General features: G+C 42.4%; 10 protein-coding genes. 6 read left to right on the top strand and 4 right to left on the bottom strand.

All coding sequences use genetic code 11. The features are described 5' to 3' along the window. Positions 1–23: 23 nt before the first annotated feature. Positions 24–5,075, top strand: coding sequence for a TIM-barrel domain-containing protein (locus HM131_RS20380; RefSeq protein ID WP_232324961.1), 5,052 nt, complete (start codon positions 24–26; stop codon positions 5,073–5,075). A gap of 46 nt (positions 5,076–5,121) precedes the next feature. On the opposite strand, the gene HM131_RS20375 is transcribed toward HM131_RS20380, so the two are convergent. Then, positions 5,122–7,734, bottom strand: a complete 2,613-nt coding sequence (locus HM131_RS20375; protein ID WP_232324835.1) for a glycoside hydrolase family 31 protein — start codon at positions 7,732–7,734, stop codon at positions 5,122–5,124. A 437-nt stretch (positions 7,735–8,171) separates the two neighbouring features. Between HM131_RS20375 and HM131_RS20370 the strand changes: the two genes are divergently transcribed. After that, on the top strand, positions 8,172–9,293 hold the full coding sequence (locus tag HM131_RS20370; protein ID WP_085031679.1) for an NAD(P)/FAD-dependent oxidoreductase: 1,122 nt from the start codon (positions 8,172–8,174) through the stop codon (positions 9,291–9,293). Positions 9,294–9,335: 42 nt separating this feature from the next. Here HM131_RS20370 and HM131_RS20365 read toward each other — a convergent pair whose 3' ends face one another. Then, positions 9,336–9,755 carry a VOC family protein gene (locus HM131_RS20365; protein ID WP_085031677.1) on the bottom strand — a complete coding sequence of 140 codons (420 nt, stop codon included), beginning with the start codon at positions 9,753–9,755 and terminating at the stop codon, positions 9,336–9,338. Between the two features lie 157 nt (positions 9,756–9,912). On the opposite strand from HM131_RS20365, the gene HM131_RS20360 reads away from it, so the two are divergent. After that, positions 9,913–10,170: a hypothetical protein gene (locus tag HM131_RS20360; protein ID WP_085031675.1), complete on the top strand. Its 258-nt coding sequence runs from the start codon at positions 9,913–9,915 to the stop codon at positions 10,168–10,170. Positions 10,171–10,259: 89 nt separating this feature from the next. Here the strand turns inward: HM131_RS20360 and HM131_RS20355 are convergent, their stop codons facing one another. Further along, complete coding sequence (locus tag HM131_RS20355; RefSeq protein WP_085031673.1) at positions 10,260–10,919, bottom strand: type 1 glutamine amidotransferase domain-containing protein; 660 nt, start codon at positions 10,917–10,919, stop codon at positions 10,260–10,262. A gap of 261 nt (positions 10,920–11,180) precedes the next feature. Between HM131_RS20355 and HM131_RS20350 the strand changes: the two genes are divergently transcribed. The 3 genes from HM131_RS20350 to HM131_RS20340 all read left to right on the top strand — a co-directional run bounded on the left by HM131_RS20350 (position 11,181) and on the right by HM131_RS20340 (position 15,519). Then, the gene (locus tag HM131_RS20350) at positions 11,181–11,519 is read left to right on the top strand and encodes an ArsR/SmtB family transcription factor (RefSeq protein ID WP_085031671.1); all 339 of its coding nucleotides are present in this window, start codon (positions 11,181–11,183) and stop codon (positions 11,517–11,519) included. 14 nt (positions 11,520–11,533) lie between these two features. After that, positions 11,534–13,657, top strand: a complete 2,124-nt coding sequence (locus HM131_RS20345; protein ID WP_085031669.1) for a heavy metal translocating P-type ATPase — start codon at positions 11,534–11,536, stop codon at positions 13,655–13,657. Positions 13,658–14,025: 368 nt separating this feature from the next. Then, positions 14,026–15,519 carry a UDP-N-acetylmuramoyl-L-alanyl-D-glutamate--2,6-diaminopimelate ligase gene (locus HM131_RS20340; RefSeq protein WP_085031668.1) on the top strand — a complete coding sequence of 498 codons (1,494 nt, stop codon included), beginning with the start codon at positions 14,026–14,028 and terminating at the stop codon, positions 15,517–15,519. Between the two features lie 120 nt (positions 15,520–15,639). Here HM131_RS20340 and HM131_RS20335 read toward each other — a convergent pair whose 3' ends face one another. Next, positions 15,640–16,179 carry an HD domain-containing protein gene (locus HM131_RS20335; RefSeq protein ID WP_085031666.1) on the bottom strand — a complete coding sequence of 180 codons (540 nt, stop codon included), beginning with the start codon at positions 16,177–16,179 and terminating at the stop codon, positions 15,640–15,642. Positions 16,180–16,270 lie beyond the last annotated feature (91 nt).

The following is a 16,270-nucleotide window of genomic DNA, read 5'->3' as shown; positions in this document are numbered from 1 at the left end:
TATAAAAGGAGGAACTTTTAGTGATGCACTCAAGAAGCCTGAGGAATTCATTGTGTGTTTGGTCTTTATTTTTCATTTTGATTTTTGGGATCACTCATGTGGAAGCACGGGAAAGCCCTGGGACGGCGAAAGGATCGGGCCCTCTTTATTGGATTTCTTACGAACATCAATTTACCAATAATACTTATTTACCCGAGAATCGATGGAAGCAGAATATTGATTGGATGGCCGAGAACTTTCAACCCTACGGGTATGACATGATGAGTACAGATGGATGGATCGAAGGCTCAACCAAACATACGGAAAATGGGTACATCATCTCTCACAACGATTCTTGGGAACATGACTGGAAATATTGGGCGGACTATATCGAGAGCAAAGGAATGAATCTGGGAATCTATTATAATCCTTTATGGGTGACGCCGGCAGCTGTGAATAATGAAAATGCGACGGTCATCGGGAGACCGGATATTATGATTAAAGACATTGTCACGGAAGGGGACCGTTTTAACGGGGGGCAAGACACCTCGTTATACTGGGTGGACGTTACAAAAGATGGGGCGAAAGAATTTGTGCAGGGCTATGTAAATTATTTTAAAGAGCAAGGCGCCAAATTCTTGCGAGTCGATTTTCTTTCCTGGTATGAAACGGGGACAGATAAAAGTATAGGAGATGTAGGAATTGCTCATGGGCGTGAAAACTATGAAACCGCCCTTAGATGGATGGAAGAAGCGGCAGGAGATGACATGACATTAAGTTTAGTTATGCCCCACTTGAAAAACCATGCGGAACTGGAACTCAAGTACGGAGATATGATTCGTATTGATGAAGATGTTTTCCATGGAGGATGGGATCACATCAGTGGGAGACGTCAGGAGTGGACGGATACATGGTCGCAATGGGCGAACCCATTCCAAGGCTTCACCGGATTTGCCGATGTGTCCGGACGTAACTCTATGATTCTCGATGGAGATTTTCTGCGTATGAATACATTCACAGGAGAGTTTGAAGAGGAAGAAAAGAAAACGGCTGTCTCCCTCTTCACAATGGCAGGTTCCCCGATTGCGATTGCCGATCAGTTCGACACCATTGGAGAAGATGCGCATTTCTATCAAAACTCAGAGCTTATTGAACTGAATCAGCAAGGATTAGCAGGGAAGCCGATTTTTTATAATAACGATCATTACAAGTTTAGTAGTCGTGATAGTGAACGCTGGCTTGGGCAGTTACCCGATGGGGCATGGGTGGTCGGCTTGTTTAACCGATCGGATGTAAGAAAAGAACTTTCCGTAGATTTTTCTAAGGAATTGGGTCTCGAGACAGAAGCGTATGTGAGAGACTTGTGGGCTCATGAAGATATTGGATATCGTTACAATCACAAAGCCTCTTTAACTCCACACGATACAAGCATGGTCAAGGTCGTACCTCGATCTGCGAATAAAAAATATGAAACTGAAGTAGCTTCCTATCAACAGGGTGCTTATTTCAATAACGAGCAACAAGGTTTTAATAGTTTTGGTTATATTGAAAACATGGACCAACCCGATGCTTCTGTAACCGTGGCTATTTCTGTTCCAACCGCTGGTGATTACACCTTGAACTTTCGTTATGCCAATGGATCAGATAATCCTTCTACAAAAACGTTAGTGGTCAATGAACAAAACCAGTCAGTAACGTTCGAATCGACAAATGACTGGGATACTTGGAAAGGCAAACAGGCCACTTTCCAATTGGAAGAAGGAGAAAACCTGGTTACTGTGAAGAATAGTGCAGGGGATGAGGGAGAACTGCACCTGGATTATATCGAGCTCCTCCATCCAGAAGTAATCCTGACTAACGGAGATTTTGAAATGGGAGACCATACTGGCTGGGATGTTTGGAACCCTGACAATGCCTGGACGGGGGTAAACACGGAAGACGCTCATGAGGGATCGAAGCATTATTTTTATAAGTCGGAACCTTACCAGGCCAGTATCCATCAGAAGCTGAAAGGGATTGAAAATGGAGAATATAAAGTAAGTGCCTGGGTGAAATTGCAGCCTTATAATGACCCGACATTCGAAAGTGCTGGCAACATCGCACGAATGGAAGTATCTGAGCATGGCAGTGACCAAATTAATGTAGATATAAAACCAGAACAACCTGAGTTTCAGTGGAAAGAAATCACTCAGACTTTTGAGGTCACGAGCGGTCAACTGGATATAGGATTCTACACGGTAGCACCTGAAAATACTTCTTTTCAAATCGATGATGTGAAGATAGAGAAAGTTGGAGATGAGACCTCGATAAAATATCTTTCCAATTCAGGTTTTGAAATAGGAGTAGAAGGTTGGACATCCTCTGCATTGAATCGTACTTCTATGGAAGCTGAAAATGGGTCATCATTTGCTCGGTTAGCCGGTAAATCTGAAGTGTGGCAGTACGTCACACTTCCTGAAGGAGACTATACGGTAAGAGCGAAGGCAAGAAAAAGCGAAACAGCAAAGCAAGCAGAAATCTATGTGTCTTACGGTGGTGGAAAGGAGTCTGAGGAGATATCAACTAGCAACTGGGATTCTGTGGGAACGACCCTTATCTCAGTTGAGGCGAATGAAGTGGTTAAAGTCGGCGCCTCTCTGGAAGGAGAGAACGGAAGCCTTCTTGATATTGAAAAGCTTGAAATAGTTAAAGCAGATCTACAGCAGCCGCAGGTTACTACTCTACCCTCACTGGATACTTCAAGCCCTTATTTAGAAAAGGATAGTGAAATCACCTTCCATATGGAAGACCAGTCAGCCGTAAGATTGTCTTTTTTAAAGGACGGAATCGCCCGTGTTTGGATGGAGCCGACAGGAACATTTTCTAAGAAAAAGTCTTATGTAGTGGATAATGAAAAAGCAAAGGCTCTGTATCGTATTACCGATGAAAAAAATTATTATAAAATTTCCACAGAAGAACTGACGGTAAGGGCTTATAAGAACCCTTTCCGTCTTGCCTACTATGACCGTCATAATAAAACCTTACTCACCCAAGATCAAACAGATGGAGGTCTTGGGTATGATCAGTATAAAGGCGTATATCAAATTTTTGAATTAAATGCTGATGAGCACCTTTATGGACTGGGAATGGATCGTCACACTAAAGAGCTCGATAAGCGAGGGACAACAATTACGATGAATAATTCCATGGTTGATGGTCTTGGAGGAAATACCTCTGATATTTCAGGAACTTTTTTGACCTCCACAAACGGTTATGGAGTGTATTTTGATAATACCCATCAGAACGCTCAATTTGATCTAGGAAAAGATAATAAGTCAGCCTATTCCTTCTATGCTCCAAACGGAGAAATGGTCTACTATTTCATGGCTGGACCAGATTTTCCTCAAGTGATGGACTCCTTTGGAGAGCTGACAGGAGAGCCTCCTTTACCTCCACAATGGTCGCTCGGCTATATTCAATCGAGATTCGGATATAAAAGCTGGGAGGAAGTGAATCAAATTGCAAGTACCTTTAGAGACAAAGCCATTCCTATGGATGGGCTGATTCTGGATGTTTACTGGGCGAAAGAGGATCAATATTTTGATTTTACTTGGTCGGGTGCTTTTTCGAATCCTGAAGATCACCTTAAGCAATTAGCTGATAAAGGTGTAAAAGTCACTCCTATTGTAGATCCTTACATTGAGTCAACTGCCAATAATTATAGTGAGGCTGATGATAAAGGCTACTTTGTTCAGGACACTTCAAATCGAACGATCACATACCCAGCCTGGTACGGAGGTGGCGGTCTCGTTGATTTTACCAATGAAGAAGCAGCAAAATGGTACACTCAACAAGCCAAAACTCTTCATGATGCCGGAACGAAGGGATGGTGGATCGATTTGAATGAACCAGAACAACAAACAGATCCTATCCGTGATCACTTTCAAGGAGGAAGAGCGGATGAAATTAGGAATGTCTATGCTTTAGTAGAATCTAAAGCCTTTTATGAAGGACAAAGATCTTACACTGATGAACGTGTGTGGTCTCTTGCGCGCTCCGGATTCTCGGGAATCAGCGAATATGGGACGACCTTATGGAGTGGTGATGTCAATGCTTCATGGGAGGCGCTGACTCACAACTTGCAGCTTGGACTTACAGCATCTATGTCAGGTATGCCTTATTTTACGACCGATGCAGGAGGATTTTCAGGGGTGCCTTCTTCTGAATTGTACACACGTTGGATGCAATCAGCGGCTTATATGCCAATCTTCCGTTCACATGGAGCAGATGGAGAACGTGAACCTTGGGCATTTGGAGAAGAAGCAGAAACCATTGTAACCGAGGCGATCAGACAGCGTTATCGTTTGCTTCCTTATATTTATTCGGCCGTCAGAGATACGTCCGAAAAAAATCTGCCAATAATGAGGCCGTTGGTTTTTGATTATCAAACAGACCCGAACGTTAGCAATCTTAAAGATCAGTGGATGTTCGGCCCTTCGCTGCTTGTCGCTCCTGTTCATAAAGAGGGAGGTAGAGAGCGTAACGTCTACCTTCCAGATGGAAATTGGTATGAATGGAATGGGAAAGCGGTGTATGGAGGGGGACAAACGATCAGCTACGACGTACCATTAGAAAAAACACCTGTGTTTGTTAAAGAAGGAGCGATCATTCCTCTGGGAGAAGATATTCAGTATGTAGGGGAAAAGCCAAATAAACAGATCAGCTTAAGAATTTACCCTTATCAGTCTGGTGATCTTTCTACGTATACCTTATATGAAGATGATGGGTCTACCTATAAGTATGAAGAGGGGGCATTGGCGACAACGGAAATTACAGCAGAGAAGCAGAAAGATGAGACGCTGGTGACCATTGGAAAAAGGCAAGGCTCCTATGAAGGAATGGTTGAAAAACGAACCTACACCGTCGAATTGCCATTCGAGGAGGCTCCGAAATGGATTAAAGTCAACGGAAGGAAGCTAGAATCAGTAAAAGAAGTCAATATAGCTAAGAACAATTCTTTCTTATATGACGAAAAACAAAAAACGATTCAGATAAAAACTAAAGCTAAGTCTGACGGTGAACTGACAATCAGAGTGAAACATAAGGTAACAAAATAAGAGAAAGGGTCCGCGGAATATACCCGCGGACCTTTTTCATTGGTGTTTAATGATTATTCTCGGCTTTACCTTTTGCTTTTTCTGTTTTCTTATCACTGTGGAAGAAGATTTTTACTTTCTTCGTTTCATTCACAGGAATATTCACATAAGTCGTCTCGTTTTCTTCATCATAATAGTAAGTGTTTTCGTTTTGCTTCACTTCTTCTGGAGAATCTACTGCTTTATACTTCGTCGATGCTGCTTGGACTTTTCTTGGCATGTTTTCGTTGTTTAATTTTAGCGTATACGTTTCAAGGGAAGAGTCATAATTAGAGACTTTCTGCTTAGACGTGAATTCTACATGCTTCCCTTTACGTTTTAGGTTAAAAGTCGTTTCATTGAATTCGCCGTTCTTGTAATCTTCTGTCTCGCCATCGTCTTCGATGAACGTGTAAGAAGACTTGTCTTCCAAGTAAGTATCCAGGATCAAGTTCTCTAATGGTTTTTCACCTGTGTGTTTCTGGACATTACGGTGAGGGATGATGTCCCCTTTTTTGACGTAAAGCGGAAGCGTACTCAAGTCAGCTTCTCTGTTGATTGTTTGACCGCCTTCATGCTCTTCGCCAGTCCAGTAGTCTACCCAGGTTTCACCTTCTGGAAGATAAACATCTCTGGAAGTAGCTCCCTCTTCTACCACAGGAGCAACAAGAAGAGAAGAGCCAAACATGAATTGTTGATTGATATCATAGGTGTTTTCATCCTCTTGGAACTGGTAAACAAGCGGCTGTTGAACTGGAGTGCCATTTTCACTTGCCTCAATAAAGGCATTGTACAAGTAAGGCATCAACTTGTAGCGCTGTTCGATATACTTCTTACTGATTTCTTCAACCTCTTCTCCATATTGCCATGGTTCTTGCCCGGGAATATCTTTTGCATCTGGATCAAACGCTACGGTACTTCCGTTATCTGCATGTATACGAGAGAAAGGAATGAATACGCCGAATTCGATCCAACGTGCAAATAGTTCTGGAGTTGGACGCTTGGCGAATCCTCCAATGTCATTACCTACAAATGGTACACCGGATAAACTGACATTGTTATTCATTGGGATAGCTAAACGCATGGACTCCCATGAACTTTCGTTATCACCTGTCCAAAGTGTGCTGTAACGTTGGGAGCCTGCGTACATGTCTCTGGTAAGTACAAATGGACGCTTGTTAGGTTTTAAGATATCAAAGGCTTTGTCAGAGGACATTGCTTCATAATGAGCAAACATGTTGTGAAATTCGGAGTGCAACATGTCTCCGTATTTAACATCAAGAGGTTGAGTCTTGGTAGGGGTATCAAAAACTGCAGGTTCGTTCATATCATTCCATATCCCATCTACTCCGGCATCAAAAATCGTACGGTGGCTTTCCGCCCACCAGTCACGAACATTTTCTTCTGCAAAGTCAGGGAAGACAGAATCTCCAGGCCACACTTCTCCAATATAAGGACTGCCGTCAGGATTAGTAGCCCAATAGTCATTGGCGGTTCCTTCATCGTACATGTAGTAGCCTTCATCTACTTTAATTCCTGGGTCACTTACTGCCACAGAACTTACACCTTTATCTTCCAGCCATTGATTAAAGGCAGCAGGATCTTCTGTAAAGTCTTCACCCCATGTGAAGTTTCGGTAACCATCCATGTGATCAATGTCCAGGTGAACACCATCAAGAGGAATATCTTTCTCACGATATTTTTCTACAATCCCTTTAATTTCATCAGCTGTTTCGTAACCCCACTTACTTTGGTGTAGTCCGATCGCCCATTTTGGAGGCCGCTGCATCGTCCCAGTCAATTGACTATAACGCGTCAGTACATCTTGAATATCAGGTCCGTAAGCAAAATAATAGCTCAATTGTCCATCATTTGCGTAAAAGTAATAGTAATCGTCACTTTCACTAGCCATTTCATAATAGGAACGATTGCTGTTATCAAAAAAGATACCATAAGCTTTTTCATCTTTTAGCCCAATGAAAAATGGTATCGTGGTGTAAAGGTATTTCGTATCTTTGTTGTAATTATAAGCATCGTTGTTCCACATACCCATGCTGTCACCGCGGCGGTTAAAATCACCAGCCTGTTCACCGAAACCATAAAAAGCTTCATCATTAGTCGTGTCTTTAAATACATAAGGCTTTCCGTCTTCATACCCAGCGCCATAATCCATATTGTCCTGGTTGATGATATTTCCTTCACTGTCTAAAAACTTAATTCCAAAAGGCTGCTTGTTAATCTTCACTGTGATCTCATCGGTAGAAATGGAAATCGTATCTTCAGTTTCTTCCATTTCAAAGCTTGGAGTATCCCAATTGGTTTCCGTAATGGCTGCCGTTTGTTTTTCTTCTTCTCCTTGCTTCAGAATCGAGATTTTCGCCACATCTTCTGTTTTTAACTTAATGTGAGCTTTGTAGTTATCAGATAGTACAAGCTTCACTCCGTTATTAACAGCTTCGACAGACTGTACCATTAGCTTTTGCTGCATAGCAGCTGCTTTGTCCAGTTCTTTTTCCGGATAGGTATCAGCTACAGCCAATACACTAGATTCCGGGATGACAGACGGCAGTAACAGAGTTGTCGCTACAGTCATCGTGGCTAAACCTTTGCTGATCTTCTTCGTCCTGTGGTTTTTCTCCAAATCAATCACCTCTCCTTAATAATTTGTATGCTATACGTATTATTAATGTAGATGTATTTAACACGTATGCATAAATTAATTGTATAGGACGATAGGAAGGGTTGGCAATGAGTAACACAGGAACAAATTTATGGTAATAACGGATTAGATATAGTGTCATAAACACTGGGATAATTGTATTTACAAAAAAATTACATATAGAAAAAAATAAATATAAAGTATGATTTGGTTCATACATAATCTATTTGAACTAAGTAAAAATACGGACACTTTATGTCGGTTAGACTAAAATGGGCGCATGTCTATATGCGGTTTTTAAAGGTAAAATATGTATGTAAATTAAGTTTGAAGCTAGAATCTTCAGAATAATTGAGTGTCTATAGTTAATCTTGTAAAATGACAGAAAGAAACTTATAGATAAAAAGGTGTTTGGTTTAATGGAAAAATACATGGTTATCGGGGCAGGAATATTGGGAGCATCAACAGGCTATCACTTAGCGAAAAAAGGGGCAGATGTCACGATCATTGATCGGAATGACCCCGGCCAGGCGACAGAGGCTGCAGCTGGAATCGTATGCCCCTGGTTATCGCAAAGACGAAATAAAAAATGGTATCGTCTTGTCAAAGGCGGTGCCAAATATTATCCTGAACTGATTCAAATGTTGAAAGAAGATGGCGAGCAAGAGACTGGCTACAGAAGAGTAGGAGCCATCAGCCTTCATACTGATGATAAAAAACTCGATCAAATGGTAGAGCGTGCATTAAAAAGGAGAGAGGACGCACCGGAAATCGGAGAGGTTACCCGCTTGACTCCAGAAGAGACCAAAAAGCATTTTCCTCCTTTAGCTGACGGATATGGATCGGTCCATGTCAGCGGTGCTGCAAGGGTTGATGGACGTGCTTTAAAAGAGTCTCTTTTGAATGCTGCTCGAAAAAGCGGTGCAACGTTTGTCCAAGGCGATGCTTCCTTGGCTTTTGATAACAATGAGGTGACAGGAGTCAAGGTAAACGGTAAAACCATTCGTGGCCAGGTGCTCATGACAACAGGCGCATGGGCAAAGCCGCTGCTTGAGCCTCTCGGGATTGAATTTTTAGTTTCTGCTCAAAAGGCGCAAATCGTCCATCTTGAGCTGACGAACACAGACACAAGCAAATGGCCAGTCGTAATGCCACCGAACAATCAGTACATGCTTTCCTTCGGCGGGGGCCGTATTGTCGCTGGTGCGACCCACGAAGATGATGTAGGATTCGATAATCGCCCTACAGCGGGAGGGATGCATTATATATTCGATAAGGCATTGGAGATCGCTCCTGGCTTATACGACAGCACCTTGGTAGAAACACGGGTTGGCTTTCGTCCATTCACTCCAGGATTTTTACCTGTCTTTGGAGAAGTGCCAAATATAGACGGCTTGCTAGTGGCTAATGGGCTAGGGGCTTCAGGTTTAACTTCAGGTCCCTATTTAGGTGCAGAGCTTGCACGTCTGGCACTTGGAGAAGAAACGGAACTAGACCCAGCCGACTATGATGTAGCGGAAGCAATTCGCACAGTGGAATAACCATACAAAAAGGATGTCCTACTCACTCGTAGGACATCCTTTTTAATTTTGATCGGGATAATCACAATACTCAATTATGGTGCCTTCCGTATCAGCCGGGTTCAAGTAAATTAATCGCCTGCCATGTTTATTGGTACGGAGAGACCAGTCAAGCGTACGAATCCCTTGTTGTTCAAGCTCCTTTCGAGCCTCATCCAGATCTTCAACCCGATACGCTACGTGATGGACCCCTTTCCCTTTTTGCTTTATAAACCGGGCAATGGGCGAAGTCGTATTATTTGTCGGCATCAGAAGCTCTGTTCTGTCTCCATCAATATCGATGATGGCAATCTCGCTCTCGACCCCTTCCGCTTCACTGCGGTAGCGGTCAATCAATGAACCTCTGAGAACCTTCGTGTAAAACTCTATACTTTCCTCTATATTACGTACGGCAATGCCGATATGATCCAATTTCTTATCCAAAATCATTCTCCTCACTCAGCGGTTTTGGTTCATTTTATCACAAGAATAGAACGGGCTATTAAATTTAATAGTTACCAGCCTTTTCTATCCAAATATAGACAATTGTACAAGTCCTATCTCCTTTCACACATACGATGTAAGCAGGAGGTGAGAATCTATGTCTGACTTTTTAAGAAGAATTGGAGATGCTGGGCTGGCGGTCTTTGCAACCTTTCTTGTACCGATTGCACTAGCAGGTGTAGCTGCGGCTGCGCTTCTAGCATCTGCAGCAGCTGCTGCTTTTGCTGAAACAACGTTAATCGTTGTAGCAATCCTATTCGTGGTTTGGCTCATCCTGCATTTCATCCTGGCCAAAAAAGCGATTTGTGGATGTGATGAAGGCCACAATAACGGAGGTTGCAGAAAATCTCGCTAATTCCTAAACTGGCCAAAAAAACACCTTTAATTAGGTGTTTTTTCTACATAAAAAAGCAGCCTCTTAACTAAAGAGGCTGCCTTGTCTATCTATCCTAATTGTTTCACAACTTCTTTAGCTACAACTTCTGTAGACTGCGGGTTTTGCCCAGTAATTAATTTGCCGTCTACTTCATGGTGCGTAGCCCATTTCTCACCTGTTAGAACTGTGGCACCAAGTTCATTCAGTTTGCTTTCCAGTAAGAACGGCATATGTTTATCTAGTGTTGTTTCCACTTCTTCTGCATCAGTAAAGGCGCTTACTCGTTTGCCTTTCACGAGAGGCTCCCCATTAGATAAAGTAGCTCCGACTAAACCTGCAGGACCATGGCAGACGGCGGCTACAATTTTATCGGCTTCGTAAAAGTTGCGAAGTAGTTTCTGAAGTTTTTGGTTGTCAGGGAAGTCAAACATCGTACCATGACCTCCCGGAAGGAAGATAGCATCAAAATCTTCCGCGTTCACCTCGCTGATTGGTGTTGTATTTTCTAAATGCGGCTTCGTATTTAAAATCTCTTGCGGCTCATCTTCGCTCACACTATTTGGATCCACAGGGGCTTCCCCGCCAGATGGACTTGCAACGGTGACTTCATAGCCGTGATTTTTGAACTCGTTGTAGGCCTCTCCGAATTCAGATAACCAAATTCCTGTTGGTGTATCCTCAGTAATTTTTGCATGATTGGTAACGACCATTAATACTTTTTTAGACATTTAAATTCCTCCTTATCTAAATTGGGTATAGCCATAAAATAATCTTACGGCAGGTTTATGCAAAACAAAAAATGCGCTCGCCATTTGAGTGAACGAAACTTTTTTCTTCCCTTAACAATCAATACAAAGTGCCGACATGTGAGGATTTTCCCTCTAACTACGAACAGTAAACATGGGTGTTCGTCCGTTGACAAAAGCAATGTTCGATCATACGATAAGTGTATATATGAATATATGCGCATATAAGGAAGGTGCCGATACATGGAAAAAGAACCAAATCAAGAAGTGGACGGAAATGAAGAGGAAGTAGAACAGTTAGATGAAGAGACGTTGTTTGTTGTCTCCCAAACGTTCAAAGCGTTATCCGATCCGACTAGAATTCGAATCCTACATCTTCTCTGTAAACAGGAGATGTCTGTAAATCAAATCGCCGATACATTAGATCTACGACAGTCAACGGTATCTCATCAATTACGGTTTTTGAAAAATTTACGGTTAGTCAAGTATCGGAGAGCGGGAACGACCTTATACTATTCCAATGATGATGATCACGTTATGAACGTTTTACAGCAAACGATTAACCACGCTCTTCACCATTAAAGGGGAGTAGAAATATGAAGGAATATAAACTTCAGGGATTATCCTGTGCAAACTGTGCAGCGGAAATGGAAAGCGAAATTAAAAAGCTGGATCACGGGGAAGGTTCTCAGCTGAAATTTGGCTCCAGCAAACTCATGGTCGATGAGGATGTCGATCTGGAGAGAGTCCGGCAAATTCTTAAATCGGACGGTGCTTCATTAGTGGAAGAGGAAGGTCATGAGCATCACCACCACGACCATTCACACGGACCCAATATGAAGCTGCTCGTCATCTTTTCCGGGCTGATTTTCGGTTTGACATTTTTTGTTGAAAGCATGGTCCCTGGATTTGTTATAATTTTGATGTATGTTGTAGCCATGGCAATCAGCGGGTACCAGACGTTTATCAAAGGGGCAAAGAACCTCGTTCGGTTGAAGTTCAACATTGATACGTTAATGACAATTGCCCTTGTCGGAGCAGTTGCCATAGGGGAATGGCGGGAAGCCACCATGGTCGCAATCCTTTTTGGTCTGAATGAATATTTAGAAGGATTAGGAATGGAAAAAGCTCGTCATTCTATGGAAAAACTTTTGAAGGTGGCACCAAAGCAAGCGACCTTGCTTAGTGAAGACGGCACGGAAGCGGTCGTCCCTATAGAATCTTTGGAAAAAGGCGATATTGTGCTCGTTAAAGCAGGTGAGAAGATTCCATCGGATGGCATTGTCATGGAAGGGTTCAGTTCCGTTAATGAAGCGGCGATCACCGGAGAGTCACTGCCTGTAGAAAAAGCACCCGGGGAAACACTTTATGGTGGCAGTATTAACAATGAAGGATTAATAAAAGTAAAGATCTCCAAAGCTTATCAAGACTCTTCCTTAGCTAAGATTCTGCACCTTGTCGAAGAGGCACAGGACCGGAAGACTCCTACAGAGCTATTTATCAATCGTTTTGCCAAGTACTACACGCCATTAATTATGGTGATTTCCGGATTAGTCATGGTTGCACCGCCGTTACTAACGAGTGCTGCATGGGGAGCGTCCTTTTATCAAGGGTTAGCTGTCCTGATTGTAGGTTGTCCTTGTGCACTGATTCTTTCTTCACCGATTGCCATTATTGCGGGAATTACAAAGAATGCCCGTAATGGGATCTTAATTAAAGGTGGCGTGTTCCTTGAGCAGCTAGGCAAGATTGAAAGTATCGCTTTTGATAAAACAGGGACATTGACGAAAGGAGAACCGACCGTACAAGAGGTGAAAGTCTACCGCGAAGACTTTTATAAAATTGCGGGATCCATTGAAAAAAGTTCTTCTCACCCGATTGCGAAAGCTGTTATGAAGGACGTCGAAACGAAACAGCAGACGCTGGTAGAGCCTACGGTTGTAAACGCCATCCCTGGAAAAGGGATTGAGGCAGAGATCGGCGAGCATGAGTACTATATTGGTAGTGAACAGACGATTACTCATCTCACCCTTCCAGAAACACAGCAAAAGGATATTGATGCCCTTAAAGAGGAAGGATACACCCTTGTCATCGTATCGAGTGACGAAGAACTTCTCGGCGTATTTGGGATAGCGGATGAAATCAGAGAAGAAAGTGCCGGACTTATGCAAAGTCTCCATCAAGCAGGGATTCAACAGACGATCATGCTTACGGGCGACCATAAAAAAACAGCACACAAAGTAGCTGATAAAATTGGTGTTACGAATGTTTATGCTGATCTACTTCCAGACCAGAAAGTAGATCAGGTGAAAGCATTAAGCCGAAATACAAAACTTGCGATGGTTGGGGATGGGATTAATGATGCGCCTGCTCTTGCCACAGCTGATCTTGGTATCGCCATGGGTAAAGGTACGGACAGTGCAATTGAAACAGCTGATATTGTACTGATGCAAGATCACCTCGGCAAGCTGCCTAGTGCGGTTAAAATAGCTAAACAAGTTAACCGAGTAGTGAAATTAAATATTTCTCTTGCTTTAGGGTTGAAGCTGTTTGCGCTATTTCTGACGATTCCAGGCTGGTTGACCTTATGGGTCGCCATTTTATCAGATATGGGTGCGACGATTCTTGTAACACTGATCAGTCTGACAATCTTATGGCAAAAGTCAGAGGTACATTCTCATACAACTAAAGAAGAAGCGGAAGTCCAGCCTTCTGCATAAAGTCGAAGAGGTTCCATAAAGGGACCTCTTCTTTCAATTTTTGGTAAAAGCCGCAAAACCCCCAAATAAATCATGACTATACAAATGTATATAATAGGACGTTTACCACCTCAGGTCATCCATATTCTGGATGACCTGAGGTGGATGGTAGGTGGATGATAATGGAAAAAACATAGGCGTTAGACCTGTTTTTCTCATTAGGACGGTTCTTATGTTTCGAATTGCATGAGCAATGGGAAAAGATACTTACTACTATTTTGAATTCAAGAAAAATATGGTTTCTTTTCCGTTAATCCCAGCCTTATAATGATACATACTTTTGCTACATTCAGAGACGATAAAACTATACTAAGAGTGAGGAAACAGCTATGATGATCTATTTAAATGATTTTCAACATATGAATATTGAACATATCTTCGGTCCAAGCCAGCAAATTGTGAATCACTTGGCTTTTCATTCTAAGCGTGTAGAGCCGCACTCTGCTTTTTTCAGCATCAAAGGAGAAACGTTTGATGGGGACTACTACATTGAAGAAGCGATAGAAAGAGGCGCCAACGTTATCGTTGGCACAGATCCCTCATTATTTCAGTACTTGAGCTACCGAAACCCATACTGCACGTTCGTAGTAGTAAAAAACATCCGGCAAGCCATGGCTTCTTTTTCGAAGTTCTTTTATGATGCGCCGGACGAAAAAATCAAAACCATTGGTGTGACAGGTACGAATGGAAAAACAACGGTAACGGCTTATGTAAGATCCTTGTTGACCCTTCTTGGTATGCCGACTGGCTCTATAGGGACAACAGGAATCTGGACTTCAAAAAAGAAGATCGATTACAAAAAAAGCACCCCTACGACCCCTGAATCTCTAGACCTTCATCAAATCTTCAGGGATCTTTATGAGATGAATGATGAAGCAGCAGTTATGGAAGTTTCATCGATCGCCCTTGATCAACATCGAGTAGATGGAATCTATTTTGATGTAGCGATCCATACGAACTTCTCTGAAGAACATCTGGAATATCATAAGACGATTGATCACTACAAGGAATGTAAGCTGAGGTTATTTGAGCAGGCTAAAAACAAAGTCGTAAACCTTGATGATAAAGGAATGGGGGAAGACTTGCAGGAAAAATGCGCAGGGTCTATGATCTCTTACAGCATTGAGTCTCATCCCAAAGCTGATTTAAAAGCGGAAAACATTGAAGTTATAGAAGAAGGATCTTTCTTTAATTTAATTTACAAAGGGGAATCTTACCGTGTGTATGTTCCTGTTTATGGCACATACAATGTAGCTAATGTCCTTTCTGCGATTTGTACAGCCCTTCACCTCGGATACAACATTTACGAAGTGCTGGCAGTCTTGCCTGAATTAGAAGGACCTGAAGGACGTTTCCAGGTAATCCAAACCCCTCATAACCAAAAAGTCATTCTTGATTACGCTCATACACCGGTAGCCTTGAACCGTTTACTAGAAGAAGTGAAAAAGCTGGATTACAACCGATTAATTGTAATGATCGCGGGCATCGGCATTCGCGACTTTAACAAAATGCCAAAGATGGCAGCGACTATAGAAGGTAAAGCGGACGAAGTAGTTGTGACTGTCGATCATCCTGGTTATAATGACCCGCAAACGGTTGTTGATCAAGTGCTTACGGGATTCCAACAGCCGACCGCTCCGAATATACACACGTCTTTAACAAGAAGAGAAGGCGTACTGAAATCTCTTGAATTAGGTGAAGAGAATGACATCATCCTGCTTACAAGCGGGTGTATCAATAATGCACAGATTGTAAAAGGAGAAGAAATTCCGCATTCAGATGAAGAGATCATCCATGCGTATTTCCCTCCAGTTGTTCAGTGAAAAAAGATCAGGTATTTGGCCTGATCTTTTTTTGTGATGAAATTGATGCAAGGGAGCCTGAGAAAGGTGTAAAGTCATGCCAAAGTGATGCAAGCCAGACGGAGCCACAGGCTTCCCACTCTAATCAAACGTTTGTTTGACTAGTTCTCGATAGGTGTGGAAGAACTCAGGAACTTTTTCTGCTTCAAGTCCTTCTTCCATCACCTCTGCAATCGATTCGTTATACCACTTCTGCTTTTCATAGCCTGCTTTAAAATGAGTCCAAATGGCATCGCCTTCCCGCTCTAAATCTTTGCGCAAAGACTGGAGGTTATCCAGCTTATCAGCGATTATCAGCGCTTTAATCTCCAGAGGGGCTCCTCTTAAAGTTTCAATCGTATGGGTCTTTCTCGCATTCCATGACTTGCTTTTATCTTCCGTATGGGCAGCTACCATCACCTTTACTTCAGTATCGAAATGGCTTTCAATGTCACTTAAGTCATAATCCGTATCTTCCACTACATCATGGAGGTATCCAGCGCAAATCACTGCTTCCGGAAATCCTGCTTCTTTCAAGGTCTTCGCAACTCGTACGGGGTGGACAATATAATCGACATTAGAATTCTTCCGTTTTTGTCCGGCATGAGCTTTTGCAGCAAAGGTTTTAGCTTTTTCAATCATGGACTCACTCCTTATCCAGTAATTCTATGCTAGTTCCATTAAATCGAAGGTGCACATAAGTTGCAAATTGTTTGTTGGGTTGATTAAATAA

Origin of the sequence: Halobacillus mangrovi (assembly GCF_002097535.1) — a bacterium.
Classification (GTDB): Bacteria; Bacillota; Bacilli; order Bacillales; family Halobacillaceae; genus Halobacillus; species Halobacillus mangrovi_A.
Note: the sequence above shows the minus strand (reverse complement) of the source record. Positions and strands in the feature narration are given on the sequence as shown.